The sequence below is a fragment of the Shewanella morhuae genome (assembly GCF_003028295.1).
Classification (GTDB): Bacteria; Pseudomonadota; Gammaproteobacteria; order Enterobacterales; family Shewanellaceae; genus Shewanella; species Shewanella morhuae.
The window spans coordinates 714,245-734,181 of sequence record NZ_PYSG01000002.1; the positions used below are offsets into that span (position 1 = coordinate 714,245).

Annotated in this window: 7 protein-coding genes; all 7 read right to left on the minus strand. The window is 48.7% G+C overall.

Annotation, left to right across the window (positions count from 1 at the left end; genetic code table 11):
• Nucleotides 1–45: 45 nt before the first annotated feature.
• A complete protein-coding gene (locus C9I43_RS03650; protein WP_076496814.1) occupies nucleotides 46–240 on the minus strand; it encodes a hypothetical protein in 195 nt (64 codons plus the stop codon).
• Between the two features lie 27 nt (nucleotides 241–267).
• Nucleotides 268–444, minus strand: coding sequence for a DUF1328 domain-containing protein (locus tag C9I43_RS03655; RefSeq protein ID WP_076496813.1), 177 nt, complete (start codon nucleotides 442–444; stop codon nucleotides 268–270).
• Between the two features lie 337 nt (nucleotides 445–781).
• Nucleotides 782–2,428 (minus strand): eicosapentaenoate synthase subunit PfaD, encoded by a 1,647-nt coding sequence (pfaD, locus tag C9I43_RS03660; RefSeq protein WP_107882183.1) that lies wholly within the window; start codon nucleotides 2,426–2,428, stop codon nucleotides 782–784.
• 116 nt (nucleotides 2,429–2,544) lie between these two features.
• Nucleotides 2,545–8,523, minus strand: coding sequence for a hotdog fold thioesterase (locus tag C9I43_RS03665; protein ID WP_107882185.1), 5,979 nt, complete (start codon nucleotides 8,521–8,523; stop codon nucleotides 2,545–2,547).
• Nucleotides 8,520–10,676 carry a PfaB family protein gene (locus tag C9I43_RS03670; RefSeq protein WP_107884021.1) on the minus strand — a complete coding sequence of 719 codons (2,157 nt, stop codon included), beginning with the start codon at nucleotides 10,674–10,676 and terminating at the stop codon, nucleotides 8,520–8,522. The genes C9I43_RS03665 and C9I43_RS03670 overlap by 4 nt, the downstream gene beginning before the upstream one ends.
• 32 nt (nucleotides 10,677–10,708) lie before the next feature.
• Nucleotides 10,709–18,697, minus strand: coding sequence for a type I polyketide synthase (locus C9I43_RS03675; RefSeq protein ID WP_107882187.1), 7,989 nt, complete (start codon nucleotides 18,695–18,697; stop codon nucleotides 10,709–10,711).
• Nucleotides 18,694–19,563, minus strand: coding sequence for a DNA-binding protein (locus C9I43_RS03680; RefSeq protein WP_076496809.1), 870 nt, complete (start codon nucleotides 19,561–19,563; stop codon nucleotides 18,694–18,696). Before C9I43_RS03680 ends, C9I43_RS03675 begins: the two co-directional genes overlap by 4 nt.
• Between the last annotated feature and the right edge of the window lie 374 nt (nucleotides 19,564–19,937).

Here is a 19,937-nt window from a genome sequence, read left to right on the forward strand (position 1 = left end):
GGGTGGCAATGGATTTATCCATTGCCACCCTAAACTTAACGGCTATTAGCACTTTTTATCTTTAGCATTAACGCCTTCTTTAATATCTTCACAGGCATCTTCGATGGCATTACCTGTATCGGTAATCGCGTCATCAATTTTCTCACCAGCACTTTCGGCATTGTTATCACTACAGGCTGATAAACCTAAAGCGAGGAATAAGGTTAGTGCTGCGGTGCTCATCAGGGTAAATGGTTTCATATCTATCTCCTTTCTAAAAAATTAAAATTAAAGTCGCGGCCCTTTACCTTTAAAGGCGTTGATCAGCAATGAAATCACCAGTAATACAATAAACAAAAAGAAAATAATTTTTGCGATCCCCGCTGCGGCGCCCGCAATACCGGTAAATCCAAATACACCTGCAATCAGTGCAACAATTAGAAATATCAATGTCCAACCTAACATATAAACCTCCTTGCCCTTGTATTAATCCTGCATCTGATCTTTGGTATCATCTGAAGGTTAATGGCTACTGGTTAATGGTAATAGTTATATTGCTATCTTAGTGCCAACTTTATAAATATCTATTAAGCTTTTGATTTTTAGTTATTATTAATATTTACGTGTTGCTGCAGATTAGCGCTGGTAGTGATGTAGTAGGCAATTTTTACCTAATCTTCGGTAAGAGTTTCAGTCGTAAAATGTCCAAAAAGTGCATCATGCACAATTTATTTTAAAAGACAGCCCATTAAAAAAGCCGACACAGATAAGCATCGGCTTTAAAGACGCTTACTGCTAGCGCTTAAAAACGATTCAGCGGTTTCCAGCGCTGTAGTGTCACGGGAATACTCGCACCTTGGGACTGCAATAGGTTTATGCGCGCTTGATACGCCGCGCCCACCATTAAATGTTTGGCTAAATCCACCGCGTTACGGGCTTTATAGTCATCTAAATAACTGCCTTTAGCCCACGCGTTAAATGCACCGAGCGCCGGGCCTGCCCAAATTTGGTAATCCATCTCGCGGCCGATTTCACCAACATTTGACCAGCGGCTCGATAAACCTAAATACCAACGGAAAATCAGCGCCATTTTGCGTTTTGGATTATCCAGCGCACGCTCGATTTGCTTAGGATCGCGCTCATTAAAGTGGGCGACAGTGCCTGTCCAAATATCATCGAGTGATGCGCGGAACACTTGCTCTTCAAGCTTTTTACGCTCGTCCGCAGGGATGGCTTCTATTGAATCGTAACGGGTGTAGATTTCGTATAATTTATTGGCGCGCATCGGGAATAAGGTCCCGCGCTTAACCACTTGTAATTTCACGCCCATTTCGAACATATCCGCCGCTGGCGCCATAGTGACATCGGCCATTTCGGTAGTGGCGAGTAACTTACGCGTGTGTTCGCTCGCGCCCGCTTCAATGCAAGCTTGGTTGATTGAACCTGTGACGATAAACGCCGCGCCCATGTTGAAGGTGGCTAATGCTGCATCGGGTGTACCAACGCCGCCGCCAGCACCCACACGGATGGGCGTTTTATATTGATACTTAGCTTGGATTTCATCTTTAAGCGCCAAAATGGTCGGCAATAGCGTGACCAATGGACGATTGTCGGTATGACCGCCTGAGTCGGCTTCGGCGGTGATGTCGTCTGCCATAGGCACAAGTAATGCCATCGCCATTTGATCTTGGCTGATAAGACCGTCACTCACTAATTGCTGCAGAATTTTGGCAGGCGCCGGCTCCATAAACTTAGTTGCGACTTCAGTGCGGCTGATTTTTGCGATGACTTTATTACCAATAACAATCTCGCCGTGCGCATCACGGCTCAAGCCCGCTGCACGGTAATAGACGATCTGCGGCGTTAAGCCTAAAAATGCTGAGGCTTCGACCGTGCGTACTTTATGTTTTAAAAACAGCTCAACACTGCCGCGCTCTAATGCCGGCTCGCTTGGGCTGTGAATTAAGTTAAAGGCGTAAGGGCCATTGGGCAGCGCCGCTTGAATACGGGTAATGGCTGCTTCAACGCGCGATGGAATTAACCCAGCTGCGCCAAAGGAGCATAAGATGCCCGCTTGACCCAGCGCAATAACCAGCTCTTCCGAAGCAATCCCGTTAGCCATAGCGCCGGCGTAGTAAGCGTATTTAACGCCGTGAACGCGGCGAAAATTACTGTCACCTAAACTTTGGGTGCCAAGGGCAGGGGCAAAGGCGCTAACAGGGTGTGAGCCAAATGGCGCTTGGCTGTCACTGGTGGTCACTTCGGCCGTTTGCGCAATGCCTAAGCCTTTTTCGCTGTGATTAACTAAGTAGCAGGCTTGGGTTAAATCTTTGAGTTTTTTACCTAATGAGTCGATATCAAAGCTCAGCGCTGCATCGTTGACTTGCCACGGCCAAGGGCTGAGTTTTTCATTATTGCTATTGAATTGATCTAGAGTATGGCTAGTCATCTTGGGTCTCGTTTTTATTGCCGCTACGTTGCTATTACTTGAGTAAAAAGTTCGGGTGTAAAGCCAACGCAGCGACAGGATTATTTTAAGTGATTCAATAAATAGAATTTAACGCATTAAGCTTCTTCAATACAGATGGCGATATCTTTAACTTCATAAATTCGCAGGCCATCTTTACTCAAGTTGGCATCGCCCATAATGATGCGTTTGCCATTATCGTCTGTCACGCTGGTAATATGTACATCCAGCGACATCTGCTTGTTTAATGGATTAATTTGGCCGCGATACTTCCATTTGATATCTGATAAAATTTGGCCAAATTTAGGACTCTTAAAGCCCGCACCAAGGTTTTGGTCAATCGCATAGGTTTGCATCAGCTCGATAATGGCTTCAACCCCTAATGAGCCTGGCATCACAGGATCTTGATGGAAGTGGAATTGGAAGAACCAATCACTCGGGTCAATGGTGCGCTCGGCGTATAAATAGCCAAGGCCCGCTTTACCGCCGGCTTTCACGATTTCGGCCTTGTCGATAAAGTTAAGCTGGCCGCCGGCTAAACGGTAATGCGGTTGACCGTCTGGCGCGTTAAAGCTGCGATGCTGCTTATCTAACAGATTGATTTGGCTATCGGCGGCTATGCCATTTTGCACATGCCAAGGCTGTGTGATCTTGCCGTTGTCTATGCCGAGTTGGTTTTTCAGCGCATCGCCCTTGAAGTAACCAAATACCGCTTTACCTTGGTAGAAAGGCTCGCCATCGCAGCTTAACTCGAAGCTGAAATTTTGGATGATGTTGCTGCCAGCAATCACAGTCGATAACAAACGTGAGTCGTTCACGATTGTTTTACCGCGCAAATCCACATGGCGCAGCAGCTTACCGCTACCGTCTAAGTTACGGAAAAACAGCTCTTGGCCGGGGAAGCCCAAGGTGGTGCCCATATAACCCGAGATAAAGCCGTTTGGCTGCAGTGATATTTCCATCAGCACAGAATAGGGCATCACGCTTGGATGGCTGTTTTTATCGTAATACCAAGCATTTGCGGGTACTTCGTATTCGGCAACACAAGATGATGGCTTTTTCAGCTCGCCACGTTTACCGTCAATCGCAATTACGCGGGTAGTGAGCTGTAAATCGCCGCAAGGCGTGCGCGGTGGAATAAAGCCGCGATAGATGCTGAAATCGGGGCCGAAGCAGTTTTCGATATCGCCCGTGGCAAATTCGAACATGTGGTACGGCGTAAATGGCAGGCTATCTGGCACGCGGTTGGCGTACTTAGAACCTGCTGGCGCAATCGGTGCGGGCACATGCTTAAGTGGTACTACGCCTTTATTACTTGGCGCGGTTAAATCAGGTCGCTGCTGCATCAGCGGCGCGGCTAATGATGCTGGCGTTGTCCAATCAAGCGATGCATTGTTAACTGTGCTGACGGTATTATCTGCAGGGTAGCGGGTGCATTCGGCTTCATCTTTGATCATCACCCCAAGGTTTTGGAAATCCACCACCACTTTGCCATTAAGCAGAATATCGATATTCGCCTTAGCGTAAGGGCGCGGGCTCATGCCTATTTCAGTAACTTCCATACGATAGGTGAGTAGGCCAGATTGCGGCAACACTTGACCACGACAGCGCACTTTTTGTGACGCGTTTTCGAGCGGCTGGAAACGACCGTTTTTGACGCCCCCTTCTTCTGTACTGGCGTGCATCCCAATATGCAGCATAAAAAATTGCAGTAATTGCCCACAGCCTTCGGCCATTAATGACCCCGCCATCACTTGGTCACCCTTAAAATGACACGGGAAATACCAATGATCAGCTTCGAGCTGCTTATGACCTTGTACTGCACCTAAGCCCCACGCGCCGCCATGCACCTCAAGATTGCTGACTTGTTCAATCATCAGGAATTTTTCGGATGCAAAACTTAAGGATGGCTGCAAACCATATTGCGCTTGATGCGCTGCGTGCGCGCCGCCAAAACAGCCGCCGATATCGGCACTGAGCAATTTATGGATTTGGTTGTAATCAAATTGGTTTTGCGCGCAGTTAAGCAGCGGATTAAAGCGCGGCTTATTCGGATTGTTCAATGCAAGGTTGCGAGCTTTGATTTCAGCTTCAGTGTGAATAACGCCTTTGCCGTCGGCTAGCTCTTTGTCAGTAAAGAAGCCCGCGCAGCCACCATCCATCTTAAGAATTAATTTATCACCCACGAAACATTCGTAGGAGAAGAAAAACAGTAAGGTATCGCCATTGCGGGCAAAGTGATTGATAGAAATATCGTAGCGCAGGGTGTCGCCGCCGCGCGGTAAGTCGCCAAGGAAGGTCAGGGTGCAATCGAGTAGGCGGTAAACGCGCTCGCCCTTATTCTCAAAATCGATACCTAAATAGCTGATTAACATCAAGTCACATTGGCCTGATTCAACCGCCACAGCCCACGGAATTTGGCCATCAATTAAATACGGTGCATCGACAGGGATGTCGTATTCGGTGGTCATAGTGCAAGGCTGATATTGGTTCATCTGGGCGTTTAATTTTGTCACCCGAGATACCAGTAAATAGTCGGTGGTTGGCAGGCGTACGCGGCGGGCGTAGCTGTCGATAATGGCGTAATCTTGGCCAAATACTTTAGCGATATCACCTTCGGCGTATTCAACTAAATCTGCATAATCCCAAATACAAGGCTTGCTTATCGGTGTTGGCGGCGTGTACTGCGGCACTTTTGCATGATTGGGATAGAGTGCATGTTTTGGATTAGACGCAGCTGGGTTTGCTTCTGAGTTAACAACAGCGGCTAGCTCTGGTGTATGAGCCGATGCATACGCAGGAACGATGGCTTGCTGTTGTACAGTAGTAGTTTGGCCATGGGTGGCTAACTCGCTGGCAAGCTGGGCTTTCATCAAAACATCGGCCAGTTTTAAGCCTTCAGCTCGGCTGTGTAAAAAAGCTAAATGTGCTTCACTGGCAAGTTGCTGGTTTCTTAAAAATGCAGCGTCTTTTAGCTCTGCTTGAGCGGCGTTGTTATTGGGCGTGCTTAGGGCATTAATTGGCATGCTGCTTAATGTCTCTTTTTGTTGTTCAGTAGTTTGGCTGCGTGTGGCAAAGCCCTGAGTGCCTTGGTTAGCTATTTGAACCAAATGCTTGCGCTGGCTGCGCGCTGGCAATGCTGTCATAGCTTGGGCTTTTTGCTGTATTGCATCTATGTCCGCCAACGGCGTATCTAGGATATGCTGATAGATATCGCGGCCACCGAGTGTCACTTGTTTAATTAAGTGTTTTTGCTCAGAAAGCGTTAAGTCTTGTTCAAGCCTTTGCTGCAAACTGTGCGCTTGCGTGGCACTTTGGCTGAGCAATAACTGCGAGCATTTACCTTGGCTAAACGTGGCAACGAGTGCGTGCTGCATTGGTTGATGCTGGGGAACATGGTTTTTAAGCTGTAACAGCGCGCTCAACATACTCGCCATACCCGCCGCGGCAAAGCAATGTCCCACAGTATCAGCGGCTTGGCTGCGCTGGTTCACACTCGGCAGCTGCGTATTGAGCGCCTCTGAATCGGCACGTTGCTCAACTGCAATACTGGTTTCAATCAAGCTAATCTGACTGCTATTCACCTTGGCTTGGGTTAACAAGTCATTGCAAATGCGCGCTGTGTTGTTGTTACCTTGCATATCACACATAGCACCAAACACTTGACCGCTGATGTGACCATAACTGTCGCTATTACTTTGGGTATTGTCAGCGGCAGTGCTTGATTGGGCTGTACTTGATTGTGTTGTAGTGAGCACTAACGCGCCAGCACCTTCACCGACTTTCCAACCAGTGTCAGTTGGAGTAAATGCCACTGGCGATACGGCATTTTTGAGGATCACTTGCTCAAGGCTGCCACTTAAATCGACGGCGGCAATCACCACGGCATCTAAGGATTCTTGGGACAACAGATTCTCGGCCACATCAATACAGCGTGCGACAGAAAGCTCAGCCGCCGAAATCGTAAAGGCTGGGCCGTTAAAGTCCCAAAGGGATGCGATGCGTGATGCCATAATATTGCCAATAAAACTGGTGTATTGATTTAGTTTGGCAGCATCGAGCACGCTATCCATGGCGATTTTTTCAAGGGCAACATACTCAGCTTGTGTGAGTGTTATTCCTTGGTTTTTAAGGCTGTCAGCCAGTTGAGTGTGCAGATTCACTCGGCCACGGAACTGGTGCAATTCAAGCTCGGTTTCCATTGCCACTAATACGGCGACCTTGCCGCCGGGTTTTAAGTTCGCATCACGAATCGCTTCATCGGCCACTTTGATCAGCAGCAGTTGCTGGGAGATCAGGCGGTCGTCTTCATTGGGCGGCACTTTAAAGCGCAGGAAGTCAAAATCGAACTGGTCGATATACGCACCCTGTGGTACAGCAGGCAAGCCAAAGTTAGCTAAGATCTCTGGATGTTTATCTAAGCCTTTCCAGCGTTTAGCAGGCAGCGGGATAAAGGCATCTTGCTTCGCGCTTATCGTGTTATCCAGTGCACTAATTGAGGATAAAGGACCGAAGTGCGATGCTAAACCAATGATATTTAATGGAGTGTGCTGGTAACTGACAGTAGCAGTAGACTGTTCACTCTGGTTGTCAGCATTGGAGGTATTGGCAATATAGGATTCCAGCAATAAATGCGCGTTACAACCGCCAAAACCAAACACAGAAACACCCGCGTGGCGGCGGTCATTGCCGGCTTTATCTGGCCAAGCATGCAATTCTGTCGGTAAATTTTTAGCGCTAAATAAGCCCTTAGGCGAGGATATCGGCGCTGATAAGTTAATACTTGGCGGCAGTCGACCCGAGCGCATGGCAAAAATCATTTTCATGATCCCCGGCATGCCCGCGGCGGTGAGTAAATGGCCTAAGTTGGATTTTGCCGAACCGATAAGCGGCACTGCAGAGCCCGCGAGTTTGTCCTCAAAAAAGCGCTCCATCGAGGCAAGTTCGACCTTATCGCCAAGCGGTGTGCCAGTGGCATGGCATTCAATCACTTCGATATTGGCGGGCAGTGTATTTGCCGCACTATAGGCGCGCTCGAAGGCTTGCACTTGGCCTTTGCTGTTGGGACTTAATACAAACTGGCCTTTACCGTCGTTCGATAAACCAATGCCGCTAACGACCGCATAGATGTTATCACCATCGCGCTGCGCATCTTCCAAGCGTTTTAACACTAAAACCCCAGCGCCTTCGCCGGCGAATAAACCCTTGCTGTTACTATCAAAGGGCGCCGAAATACCGTGATCTGGATAGGCGTGGAAAATCGAGAATCCCATGTTGATAAAGAAGGGATCTGCGCCCGATACTGCGCCCGCAAGCATCATATCGGCCTTGCCTGTGGTCAGGTAATCGCAGGCGAGTTTGAGCGCATAAACTGAGCTAGCGCAGGCGGCGTCCAGACTTAACTGAGTGCCACCTAAACCGAGTGCATCGCTGACCAGCTTTGAGGCTGTGTGGGCAACGGCGCCATTGGCGACGTTTAATGCTGGCTCGACGTTGAACTCTTTACCCGCATGAGCTTGGTTAAAGTCAGCCAGTTGAAAAGCGCTTTGATTAAGTTTGTTTTGCAGCGCCTTTTCAACGGTTTGATGATACAGCGGCAAAAATAATTCATTGGAGCGGGCGGTCGGGAACGACAAGGTTCCCATCACGATACCTGTGCGCGCCAGTACGGTATCGTTTGGGGCAATCCCTGCGTCTTGAAGGGCTTTACGACTGCAATCGAGTGCCCATAAAAAGCTTTCATCTAAACCGTCAAAGGCAGACTCAGGCAGTTGATAACCCTTGGCATCAAACTGGAAGTGTTGGATGTAGCCGCCTTTATCACAGTAAAAACGGTCAGACTGACCCTGCACACCTTGATAATCGACGGGATTGGCATTGAGCTTTTCGCGACTGATTTGGGTGCGTGAGTCTTTTTTATCCAGCAGATTTTGCCAGAAGGTTTGGGGATTATCGGCGTCAGGATATTGAGTTGCGAGACCGACAATCGCAATTTTTGATGCGCTTTTTGACGCACTTTTTGATGCAATCATAGGCTCGGTAGTTTTATCAATAGTCGAGGAATGCTGAGAACTCACAGGGGTTCTCCTTCTGGTGATACTGCTGATGATAAAGGGGCTGCATTAGCACTTAATGGCTGCATGAGCGGCGCCAGCGAAAGCGGCACTCTGTGGCTTATCAGCTGAGCTAAACACTTGAGTAAGCTGGTGATCGCATCAGCACCTTTGGCATTGCAAGCAATGGCGGTAGTGGTAGCGTTTGTACTGCTTTGATGTTGGTCACTGTGTTGACATGCGTGTGCGTGGCTAATTTTATCGATGAGTGTACTGGTTTGCCTATCGGCGCCCACTTCAACAAATAGCCTTGCGCCTTGCTCAGTGGCATTTTGAATGAGTGCACTAAAGTCGAGTGGCGAGCAAAAGGTATCGGCAATCGCGCGGCCAATGCTGTGGCTATCCACAATTACTGGCGCAGTTTGCGCTGCGCTAATAAAGCGGATCGGCGAATACTCGGCATCGGCGTTTAGTGCTTGAGTATAGAAATCTTGTACTTGTCCATGGACTAACATGGCAGGCGCGGTATGCATTGCAGTGACGCGATTGGCGGCAATCCCGCGCTTACCTAATTTGGCAAGTAGGGCTTTACAGCTCGCTTCGCAGCCTGCAATGACACAAGTATCACCTTGAGTGATGGCTAAGTAGGCGCGAGGAAACTCTGGCAATAATGCCTTAATTTCGTTGCTATCCGCGCGCACTACAAAGCTGTTCCACACTATGGCTTCATTATCTGCAAGCTGCCAGGCTCGGCGGACAGCGGTTAGCTCACCAGAAATCGCATGGTTGAAAATATCGCTATTTTCAGTGGCGGTAATCATTCCGTGGGGCGTTTGCCACACATCAAGGCTTGCCCACATTGCCGCTTCGCCCATGGAGTAACCGAGCGCCATTTTTGGCTTAATATTAAAGGCTTGGGTTAACAACTTGGTGAATAGGTAACTGGCGCCCACGCCGCTAATAGCTTGTTGACTTAGGCTCATGCCAGCCGCAGTTTTTACATCTGCCGCATAAATCTGCGGTGATTGCAGCATGGCGCTTAAATCGCCTTCTCGTTCTAGCTGGTGATACAGCGCGGGGAAATATTCATGCAAGTTATTGAACATATTGGCGTAAACGGTGCCAACGCCAGGATAAACAAAGGTCAGTCCCGCATCCCCTAGCGGCTTAGCGCTAAAACAACTACCCGCTGGTGTCTTAAAGGGTTGACCATGATGAACAGCATCATTTTCAAGCGCGCCAAGCATGGCTTTGGCTTCAAGTTTTAGGTCATCAATCGATGCCGCCATCAAGACTAACGCCAGTGGCGCGTTGGCATCATAGCGTTCAAACCAAGGTTTGAGCTGTTCAGCATGATAGTCCGTGCCATTTTTTAGTGTGTTATCTATCTGCAATACTTGCGCGATGAGATTATCAATATTGTCACCACTTATCGGCACAAAAAGCCTACTTGTATCGACAAGTGCCTTGGGTGCTAATAGTTGTGTGCCTTGGGTCAGTACAACACTTTGGCAAATATCTACTTGATTGAGAGTTTTGGTCATTAAACTTTTTGTTATTAAATTCAGACATAAAACCCGCGCTTGGTGTTGGCCGCTAAACCAATAGCCAGCTTGATGATGTGTATCGTCTTTACCTTTTAGCGGCGCTTGTGTTCGTGCCGCTAAGGCCATCACGCCTTGGCGCAGTGCAATAAAGGCCTCGTTCAGCGAGTCAATGATGATTTGATGTTGAACAGTTTGCGCTGGGCTACGTTTTGCTATCGTTAACGCCTCATCGGCAACGCTTGTTATCTCACTGCCAGCGGCAAAGCCAGCTATAAACGCATGTGCGTGTAGGCGCAGTTTGGCGGCGCGTAAACCATCGAGCAAATATAAAGACTGCGGCTGATTGCCATCATCGAATTTAAGTTCAATTAGCTTGCCTTGTTCAATAGCGCTAATCGCGTGACTTAATAATGCGGTGACTGATGTTGGTTCATGTAATGTCGACTGGGCGATATCGGCCGCACAAATTTCTAACCGCTCAAGCTGTTCTAGCTTAGCGCCAGTTTGCGCTAGCTTAGTGCTACTTAATTTGGCGGCGGGGGATTTGGATACGGAGTGAGCTGCAAGATTGGCCGTATCGCCAAGCAACACTGCAATACGCAGTGGCTTGGCAAGCTTTTTTATCGTCATATCAGCTTGGTTGCTGTGTGTGTTGGCTAAGTTCACCCGACCTTTGCCTCTACGTTTTTTGCCACTACAACTTTATTGGCTAAAAATGCATTGTTAAGGCTTTTGCTGACGGTGACTTTGGCGTTGTTCATCTCACAGCTTAAGCGGCCATCTTGATGATATAGCGCGATATGGGCTTCAAGGGCGCGGCCAGAGTGTTTCACTACTTCGAGCACTAGATACCCTTTATCGCCAAAGGCAAACGGCGCATGGGAGATAAACTCACCAATGCTTGATGGCAAACTCGCCGCGCCATACTTGAGCCTCGCCCATACCAGCATCGCCTGCAGCAGCAAATCTTCTGCAAAGGCTTGCGAGCCTTTAGATGCTAGATTAGGCACAAAACTTCCGCAGTCTGCTAACGCAACATGGGGAATACTCACCTTGGCGACTAAGCTCGCATCGTCAAACTTCACCACAGACTCAATACCTTGCAGTCTTGGACCGTGGAAAAGCGTGCCGTCGCTGTAAAGGCTGCTCGCTGTTGCGATGGCAGAAAGTCCCATCAAACTTTGTGCGTCGAAAGCTTTTGCTTTGCTGTCAGTGGCTAAATCATCAATCGCTGCATCATCAACGACTAGGATGGCTTGATATTGCGGACGATCTTCAAAGCTGATTAAGGCACTGAATTGTCCACTCAAGCACTCGTCTGTGTCTTTCGCGGCTGTATCCGTTAACGCAATCGGTGCAAGCTCAAGTTCTAACGTGATGGGGGCTGCACTTTCTAACGCTCCATTTTGTAACACGGCAGTGTCGAAAATAATGCCCTTCAACAGCTTGTAGCTTTGCACTTTGACCGGCTGCTTGAGCACATCAAAGGCGGCTTCACGCATCCACTGAATCGCGCACACAGTGGGTAATACGGGATTACCATTAATGCAGTGATCTTCAATAAAGATCATTGCCTTAGGGTCCAGTGTGCGCTGTAGTTTTACCGTGCCTAGTTTTAGCATGTCGGTCAAAGCATGCGGACCCGACGAGTCAGTGGTCAGATCCGCTTCAGGCTTTTTTAGATTGCTACCTTCAGTTTCTTGCACTTCGTTAGGCGTGTCGTCATGGGGCGCGCTGCCTTGCATGTCCGTACCGACCAGTAATTGTGCGCCTGTGTTGCTCAGTAATTGGCTGGCAAATAACTCAGCACCCGCCTTTAGCGGGATCACATAAACACCGCGATCGATAAACATCTTTTTCAGCGCTGGATTCACCATACCGCCGTCCCACGGCCCCCAATCGAAGCTCATCACTTTAGCGTTTGGTAGTTGCTGTGCCAGTTGTAGTGCGGCTTTGTTGAGTATGTCGTTGGACATAGCGTAATCGCTCTGGCCGCTATTACCGTAAAATCCCGCCGCCGAAGAGAACAGGGCGATCAGTTTTACTTTATCTAAATCCAGTGCAGTAAGTAGATTGCTAATACCAGTGACTTTAGTGCCATAAACCCGTGCTAACTCATCTAAGGTTTTGTCTTGGATGTGTTTATCGGCGAGTACGCCCGCACCATGGATGATGCCAGTTATAGGTGATAACTCAGTGATCGGCACGATAGTGCTGGCGATCGCGTCTGGATTATTAACATCGAGGCTTAAGTACTCTGCGCTGGCGCCTACGGCAGTAAAGGCTTGCAATGCAGATGCAATCTCCAGGCTGCTTTGAACTGGCCAGACTAAAGCATCCACTTGTTTTGGCGTAGGTTTCTCGCCTAGGCTTTGGATGTGGGCAATAGCAGCGGCTTTAAGTTCGCTGTTATTTTTACCCTGTGCCCAAGTGGGAATAGCTTGTTGGCTGCTTCTGCCGGCAAGGATAAAGTGCGCCTTACAGCGTTTTGCGAGACTTAAGGCACATTCAAAGGTCACGCCTTTTGCGCCGCCAGTAACTAGAATTTTATCTGCACTCGTCAAGTTAGCTGCGCCGTGGCGGGTATCAGCCTTACCTGCAACTAAGGTTACGCGTGTCAGATCCTCACCGATGCCAACTTCTAATAGCTTATCGGTTGCAAATAGCTCAGCGATCACCGCATTGGCCAGTTGCTTGGCATCAAGTGCTGGCGCGATATCTAAGGCACGGCAATGTACGTTTGGCCACTCGTGGCTCAAGGTTTTAGTTAGACCTGCCAATGCTGCTTGGTTTAACTCGCTGTTAGCTATCAGATTATGGTTAAGATAACCAAAACCACCGTCGATACGACTGACGCTGATAAAGCTGCTGCCACTATTGGCAGTTGCTGCTGTTAAAAGCGGTTGTAAGTGTTTGGCGAACAAGAATGCTTGCTCGACCGATGCTTTGGCGGCACTGGACAACACTAAACCTTTCGCATTGGCTGAAGTTTTATGTTGTGGTTGCAGATGAATAAAGCCTGCAACCGTACCTAAGCTTTTGATCTCATTAATCACTGCGCTGATGCTGGCATCGTCAATCGCCGCTAATGTGAAGCTGGCAATGTGGCTATTGAGCGGTGATGCACTGGCTACAAGGCTTTCTGGCGAGCGCACAACCGCAACCGTTAGACCTTGAGCATGCAATTTCTCGGCAAGTACGCCAGCATTGTGACCATCATCGCTAATGATAATGCAGGCATCTTTAGCAAAAACGCGTGTCACAGCTTGTTGCGCTGATTGTTGTGCTGATAGTTGCGCTGCTTTTTGCGTTAGCTCAGCCGCCGCTGGCAACTTTTTTAGCACCACCTCGCTATGGGGTGGTAAGTCATGGGGTGGCAAATCGATAACTGGCTCAGCCGCGACAGCGACGTTTACCACATTTGCCGTAGTATTCTGGCCTAGCTTACTTTGCATATAGCCAACGATTTCACCCAAGGTACGACATTCAGCTAGATCTTCAGGATTCAGCTCAGGTAAGCCTGGTAGCTCATCTTGAACTGTGCCTAAAATCTCCACGCGCTTAATGGAATCGATACCAAGATCGGCTTCCATATCCATGGAGAGTTCTAACATTTCAGTGGGGTAGCCTGTCTTGTCGGCAACCACAGCCATCATGGTTTGTTGCACTAAGGCAGCGCTTAAGCCGTTTGCAGCAGGAGTCGTTGGTGCTGTTGGAGAAACTACAACAGAGACCGTTGCGGGTAATTTGCTATTCATATAGCCAACGATTTCGCCTAAGGTGCGACACTCAGCTAAATCTTCAGGATTCAGCTCAGGTAAGCTCGGTAGCTCATCTTGCACTGTGCCTAAAATTTCAACGCGCTTGATGGAGTCGATACCAAGATCGGCTTCCATATCCATTGAGAGTTCGAGCATTTCAGTGGGATAGCCTGTCTTGTCGGCCACCACAGCCATCATGGTTTGTTGGACAAGTGCAGCACTTAAGCCGTTATTTGTTGTCGCGGTAACAGTGACTTGCGCTGCTGTTGTAGATGAAACCGAGCCAGCTGCAACTAGTTTGCTGTTCATGTAGTCAACGATTTCACCTAAGGTGCGACATTCGGCGAGATCTTCAGGATTCAGCTCAGGTAAGCTCGGCAGTTCGTCTTGCACTGTGCCTAAGATTTCAACGCGCTTGATGGAATCGATACCAAGATCGGCTTCCATATCCATGCTGAGTTCGAGCATTTCAGTGGGGTAGCCCGTCTTGTCAGCGACTACAGCCATCATGGTTTGTTGCACTAAGGCAGAGCTTAAGCCGTTAGCGGTAGGCACTGCTATTGGGGCAATAACAGCTCCCGCTGCTGGCAGCTTGTCGTTTTGTGTAAGCTTACTTTGCATGTAGTCAACGATTTCACCTAAGGTACGACACTCAGCCAGATCTTCTGGGCTGAGTTCAGGTAAGCCCGGCAGTTCGTCTTGCACTGTGCCTAAGATTTCAACGCGCTTGATGGAATCGATACCAAGATCGGCTTCCATATCCATAGAGAGTTCCAACATTTCAGTGGGGTAGCCTGTCTTGTCAGCGACTACAGCCATCATAGTTTGTTGCACTAAGGCAGCGCTTAAACCGTTATCTGTTGTCGCGGTAACAGTGACTTGCGCTGCTGTTGTAGCTGAAACCGAGCTAACTGCAACTAGTTTGCTGTTCATGTAGTCAACGATTTCACCTAAGGTACGACACTCGGCCAGATCTTCTGGGCTGAGTTCAGGTAAGCCCGGCAGTTCGTCTTGCACTGTGCCTAAGATTTCAACGCGCTTGATGGAATCGATACCAAGATCGGCTTCCATATCCATAGAGAGTTCCAACATTTCAGTGGGGTAGCCTGTTTTATCGGCAACCACAGCCATCATGGTTTGTTGTACTAAGGCTGCACTTAAACTGCTCGTTGCTGGCGCCGCAGGTGCAACTAAAACTGGTGCAACTTGTACTGTCACCGCAGGCGCAACAGGAGCTGTTTGTACAACAGGCGCAACAGGTGTGCTAACCGCTGGTCTCGTCAGTACAGCCTGAGTAGCTACTGGTGCTCCATTGTGTGCCACTGTCGTTGTAGCAACAGGCGCTGGAACCGTTTGAGCTGGTGCGACAGGACGTGGCTGAGCAACCGCAGGGGTAAAGTTAATCGGCGCATTGTTTAACATCGCCAAGGCCGCTTGGCTGCTACTGCTTTGTAGCTGCATAAAATCGCTATGGCTTTGCAGAGTTTGTGCTTGATGCTGGTGGAACATTTCCATCGAGCGTTGCAGGCTTTCTGGAATGGCAATGCCTTGGCTCGCCATTTGGGCTTGTGCTGTCATCAGTGTCGTGAAAGTATCGCCATATTGCTGCGGGATAGCTAAAAACTGCTGATGTAACTGCGCCGCTTGCGATTGTGCGCTGAAAAATGCCGTTAACGCATCGCCGCTAACGCTTGGTGTGCTTAAGCTTAACGGTGCAGACGCTTGTTGTGCGTTATTGTTTAAGCCTTGCGCGATGCCCTGAGATATTTTTTCCACTTTAATAGCTTCCACTTCAACAACCTTCTCTACGATTTTTTCAACGACGACTTCTTTCTCAACAATTTTTTCGACTTCTTTTTCGAGAATTGTTTCAACGATGCGATCCACATATTGCACTTGGCTAGTCACGCTGCCTGTGGCGAGGGATTTAGCCATCTTCGCTTTGGTCGCAGCACTAATATGGTTAGTGGCAGTGAGTTTAATGTTCATTGCTGATGGTGCTTCACGTTCGCCAATCTCTTGTGACGTGACGGCTTGATAGGGGTCAACCTCAGTTAACGCCACACCGGCTACGGCTAATTGAACTGCGGCTAAGCGTAATTGACTGTCACTATCGCCCTTAGGATTCGGGTTCATGCTGACAAGGCAAAGCTCATTTAAGTGTTCACCTAAGGTATTTTCAACTAACTTTTGCAGTATGTTCTTAGGGCCAAACTCAACAAACACACGGGCGCCAGCGTCATACATGGCTTGTAGTTGCTCGCTAAAACGAACCGATTGCAGCATGTGTTGCTTAAATTCTGCTTTAATCGCTTTGCCATCACTTGGGTGCAATTGACCCGTGCCGTTGGCATAAAGCATCACTTTTGGCGCGCTGAATTTAGCTTTATCAATGGCTTTGGCAAATGGCTTTTGTGCGTGTCCAACCAATGGGGTATGGAACGCGCCTGAGACGGGCAGGGCAATCGCTTTAAAGCCCAGTTCGCTAATGGCTTTAGCGGCCAGCTGAGTTTGCTCTGTGCCACCTGCGATAACTAATTGCGTTGGCGCGTTGTAGTTGGCAATTTTAACGCCATCAAACTGGGCTAAACAGCTATTGAGCGCATCGATATCATTCTTTTGCTTAAGAATAATGGCGTACATGGTTCCAGTGTCTGCTGCTTTACTCGCTGTATCGCTCGGGTTTTGCGCCATAGCGTGCCCACGGGCGAAGGCCAGTTCGACATAATCAACACTCGAAATCACGCCTGTCGCGCACAGCGCTGACAGTTCACCAAAGCTGTGACCTGCCACCATATCGGGGGCGAACCCCGCTTGAGTTAATAGCGAATATTGCGCCATTGAAATCGCGCCTATGGCGCTTTGGGCGAACATAGTATTGGTCAGCGCTGCTTCTTGGGCTTTAATCGCATCGGCATCGAATGCCGGAATAGGGTAAAGGATGCTCGATAACGGTGTTTGGCCGTGGTGAGCAAATACCTTATCGCTGGCCATCACTTGTTGGCGCATCTCAGGGAAATGACAGGCAAGTTCGCGGCCCATGTTCAGGTACTGTGAACCTTGACCGGCAAACAGGGCGGCTACTTTATTGGCTGCATTTTTTTCAACTAATGCTTGCGCACGGTAACTGATGCCAGAAGGTAACTGCCACGCCTCGCTTGCACTGGTTTCTAGGTGTGCAATCGATTGATTCAATTGAGCTTGTAGCTGAGCGATATCCTTAGCCACAAAACCTAAACGGGCATCATTGTTTGCCAATACGCGCAGCGGATACTGCAGGGCGATATGGCGCAGGTGGGTGTTATCACTTTCGCCTGCGTTGTTACTTTGGCTCAACGCCGCCTTTAACTCGCTAAGCAGTGTGGCTTTATTGGCGGCGGCAAACAATAGCGTTTGCGGCACACTGCGCTGACGGTATTTATCGCCTGAGCTGTGTTCAGGTTTGTATTCTTCTAATACTAAATGAAAGTTAGTACCGCCAAAGCCAAAGGAGCTCACGCCAGCGCGGCGCGGCGTTGCATCGACGCGCTGAAACCATGGGCGCGTTTCGGTATTTAAATAGAATGGCGAGCTTTCGATATTCAGTTTTGGATTGGGCTTACTGACGTTAATGGTCGCAGGCAATACCTTATGATGCAGTGCCAGCGCAGCTTTGATAACTCCCGCTGTGCCCGCAGTTGATTTAGTGTGGCCCACTTGGGATTTTACTGAACCTAACGCGATATGCTGATTGGTGTCGTTGCCTTGGGCAAAGACCGATTTTAAACCATTAAATTCGGCCACATCACCCGCGGCCGTGCCTGTGCCGTGGGCTTCAACTAAGCCAATGCTGTGCGGTGCAAAGCCTGCATCGTCATAAGCGCGCTCTAATGCTTTAGCTTGGCCCTCAGGGCGCGGCGCATAAATACTCTTAAACTTACCGTCCGATGAGGCGCCAACACCTTTGATGACGGCATAAATACGGTCGCCATCACGTTCAGCATCTTCAAGGCGTTTAAGTGCGACCATGCCGATACCTTCGCCGATCATCATGCCCTTTGAATCGATATCGAAGGGTTGAATGGTTTCATTGGTGGTGAAGGCTGGCGTTTTTGAGAAGCTCATGTACATGGATGGCGAGTTGTCGGTACAGACGCCGCCAGTAATCATCATGTCGCTGCGACCTTCGGTCAGTTCAGTTAACGCCATACGCATGGCGGCAAGCGAGCCCGCGCAGGCAGCATCGACCACGCAGTTCATGCCGCCAAAATCAAAACGGTTGGCAATACGGCCCGCAATTACGTTGCCGAGCGATCCAGGGAAAGAGTTTTCTTCCCAGTGGATATATTGGTCTTGGAACTTTTTGATCAGCATTTCGCTGTCTTCATCGCTCAGGCCGCTGCTTTTGAACACTTTTTTCAATACTGGATATTGCAGGCGCGAGTTTAAGCTCTGACTGATTTTTTGACCACCGCCTACGCCTAGCGTGATACCGATACGATCGCGATCGTAATCGGTTGGCAGATTGGCATCGGCGAGCACTTCTTTAGCAACAATTAGCGACAGCAGCTGCGAGGTATCTGTCAGCTCAAGAATATTAGGCGGCAGACCGAACTCCATTGGATTAAAGTCGACTTCAGGCAAAAAACCACCGCGTTTACAGTAGCTTTTGTCGGCTTTACTTTTGTCGGCATCGTAATAATCTTCGGCGCGCCAATGGGTGTCAGGGATGTCAGTAATGGCATCGATTTTTTCGCTGATCAAATCCCAAAATTTATTTAAATAACGCGAGTTGGCAAAGATACTAGCCATGCCGACGATGGCAACGGGCATATCTTTCAAACGTTTGTTGAGTCGTTTATCTTTTTTTGACTCAGTCGCAGAATTTGGTACAGAAGGGGTATGGCTCATAAAGAGTCTCCACGGGTCGACCTGGATACGGTGACCTTGTTTTGGGATCCAGCCGCGCTTGTCATTGGAGTGCCATGGGCACCGGGAAAACGGGCTAAGAAAGTGTGATAGTTGCGAACGAGCAACTTTCGTAAATGAAACGGCCCATGTCTAAGGACATAGGCGATATATCTATTGGTTGCTTGGGTGTTACTGTCTTGATAAATATCGAGATAAATCCAATCACTTGCCGTGTCTATGCCTAATAGCACAGAGCTTGGTGCTTGCTGCGTGAGCTGCGGCGGTATGGTGAGTGACACCACTTGCACCACGGTATCGCCGTCGGTACTGGGCAGTGCCAGCGCCTTGGCTAATGTTTCTGGATTGACCGTATAGGTTTGGATATCGCTGCCTTGAGTCACAGGCAATTGATTAAAATAGCGTTCGGGTACTTGTGGGGCTTCAAATTCATCGAGTCGGGATATGCCATAACGCTTTAAGCAACGGGCAAGACCAGAGCGCGACACATTGGGGTTAATATAAGTTTGAGTGACGCTGAGTAATCTATCTAAGGTCAGCCTTAACTGGTAACGCAGTCCTACCACCACATATTCTTCCATCGGCGTGAGTGTGGTGTTGAGATGGTGAGGAGTGTTTGAACTGTTGCTGATGGATTCGCGTTTACGCCACTTACGGACGGTAACTTCGGTGATATTTAAAATCTTTGCCAGTTGGCTCACGCTTAAATCCGATTGCTGAATAAAAAGCCGCATTTCTGGCGTAGTGGTGGCGTTGCGATGCCGAGGTGTACTGCCTTTTTTCGCTGCTTGAGTTGTACTCTTTGGAGCGTAAGACGGCGTTTTAGATTGAGCGTCGTGAGTTGCCATTAATAATAATTATCATCCGACATAATCTATTGGGACTGGTAAGCGGTTTTTACGAAGTTACCACAGTCAGTCTTTATGAAAAGGGTGGCGCTTGTTGTCAGCTCAGCACTTATCATCAGTGTCATTTAATGGGAAAGCAGATTACATGAGGTTTTGGTTCGATACAATCATGTGGGACTGTGAATTGTAGGCTTTTGTGAGCTGAGCCTGTTTTTTGTGCGGTCAGTTAGATGTTGGTTTGTGGTTTTTAGCTTTTAATCCTTTGATAAATCTAGCGTAAGATTTGTAATGTAGATGAAAACCGTTTTTTGAGTTTACAGGGTAAAATAGCACCTACTGGCTTAAGCTGCTTAGGTTTTATTGGTGACGAATTT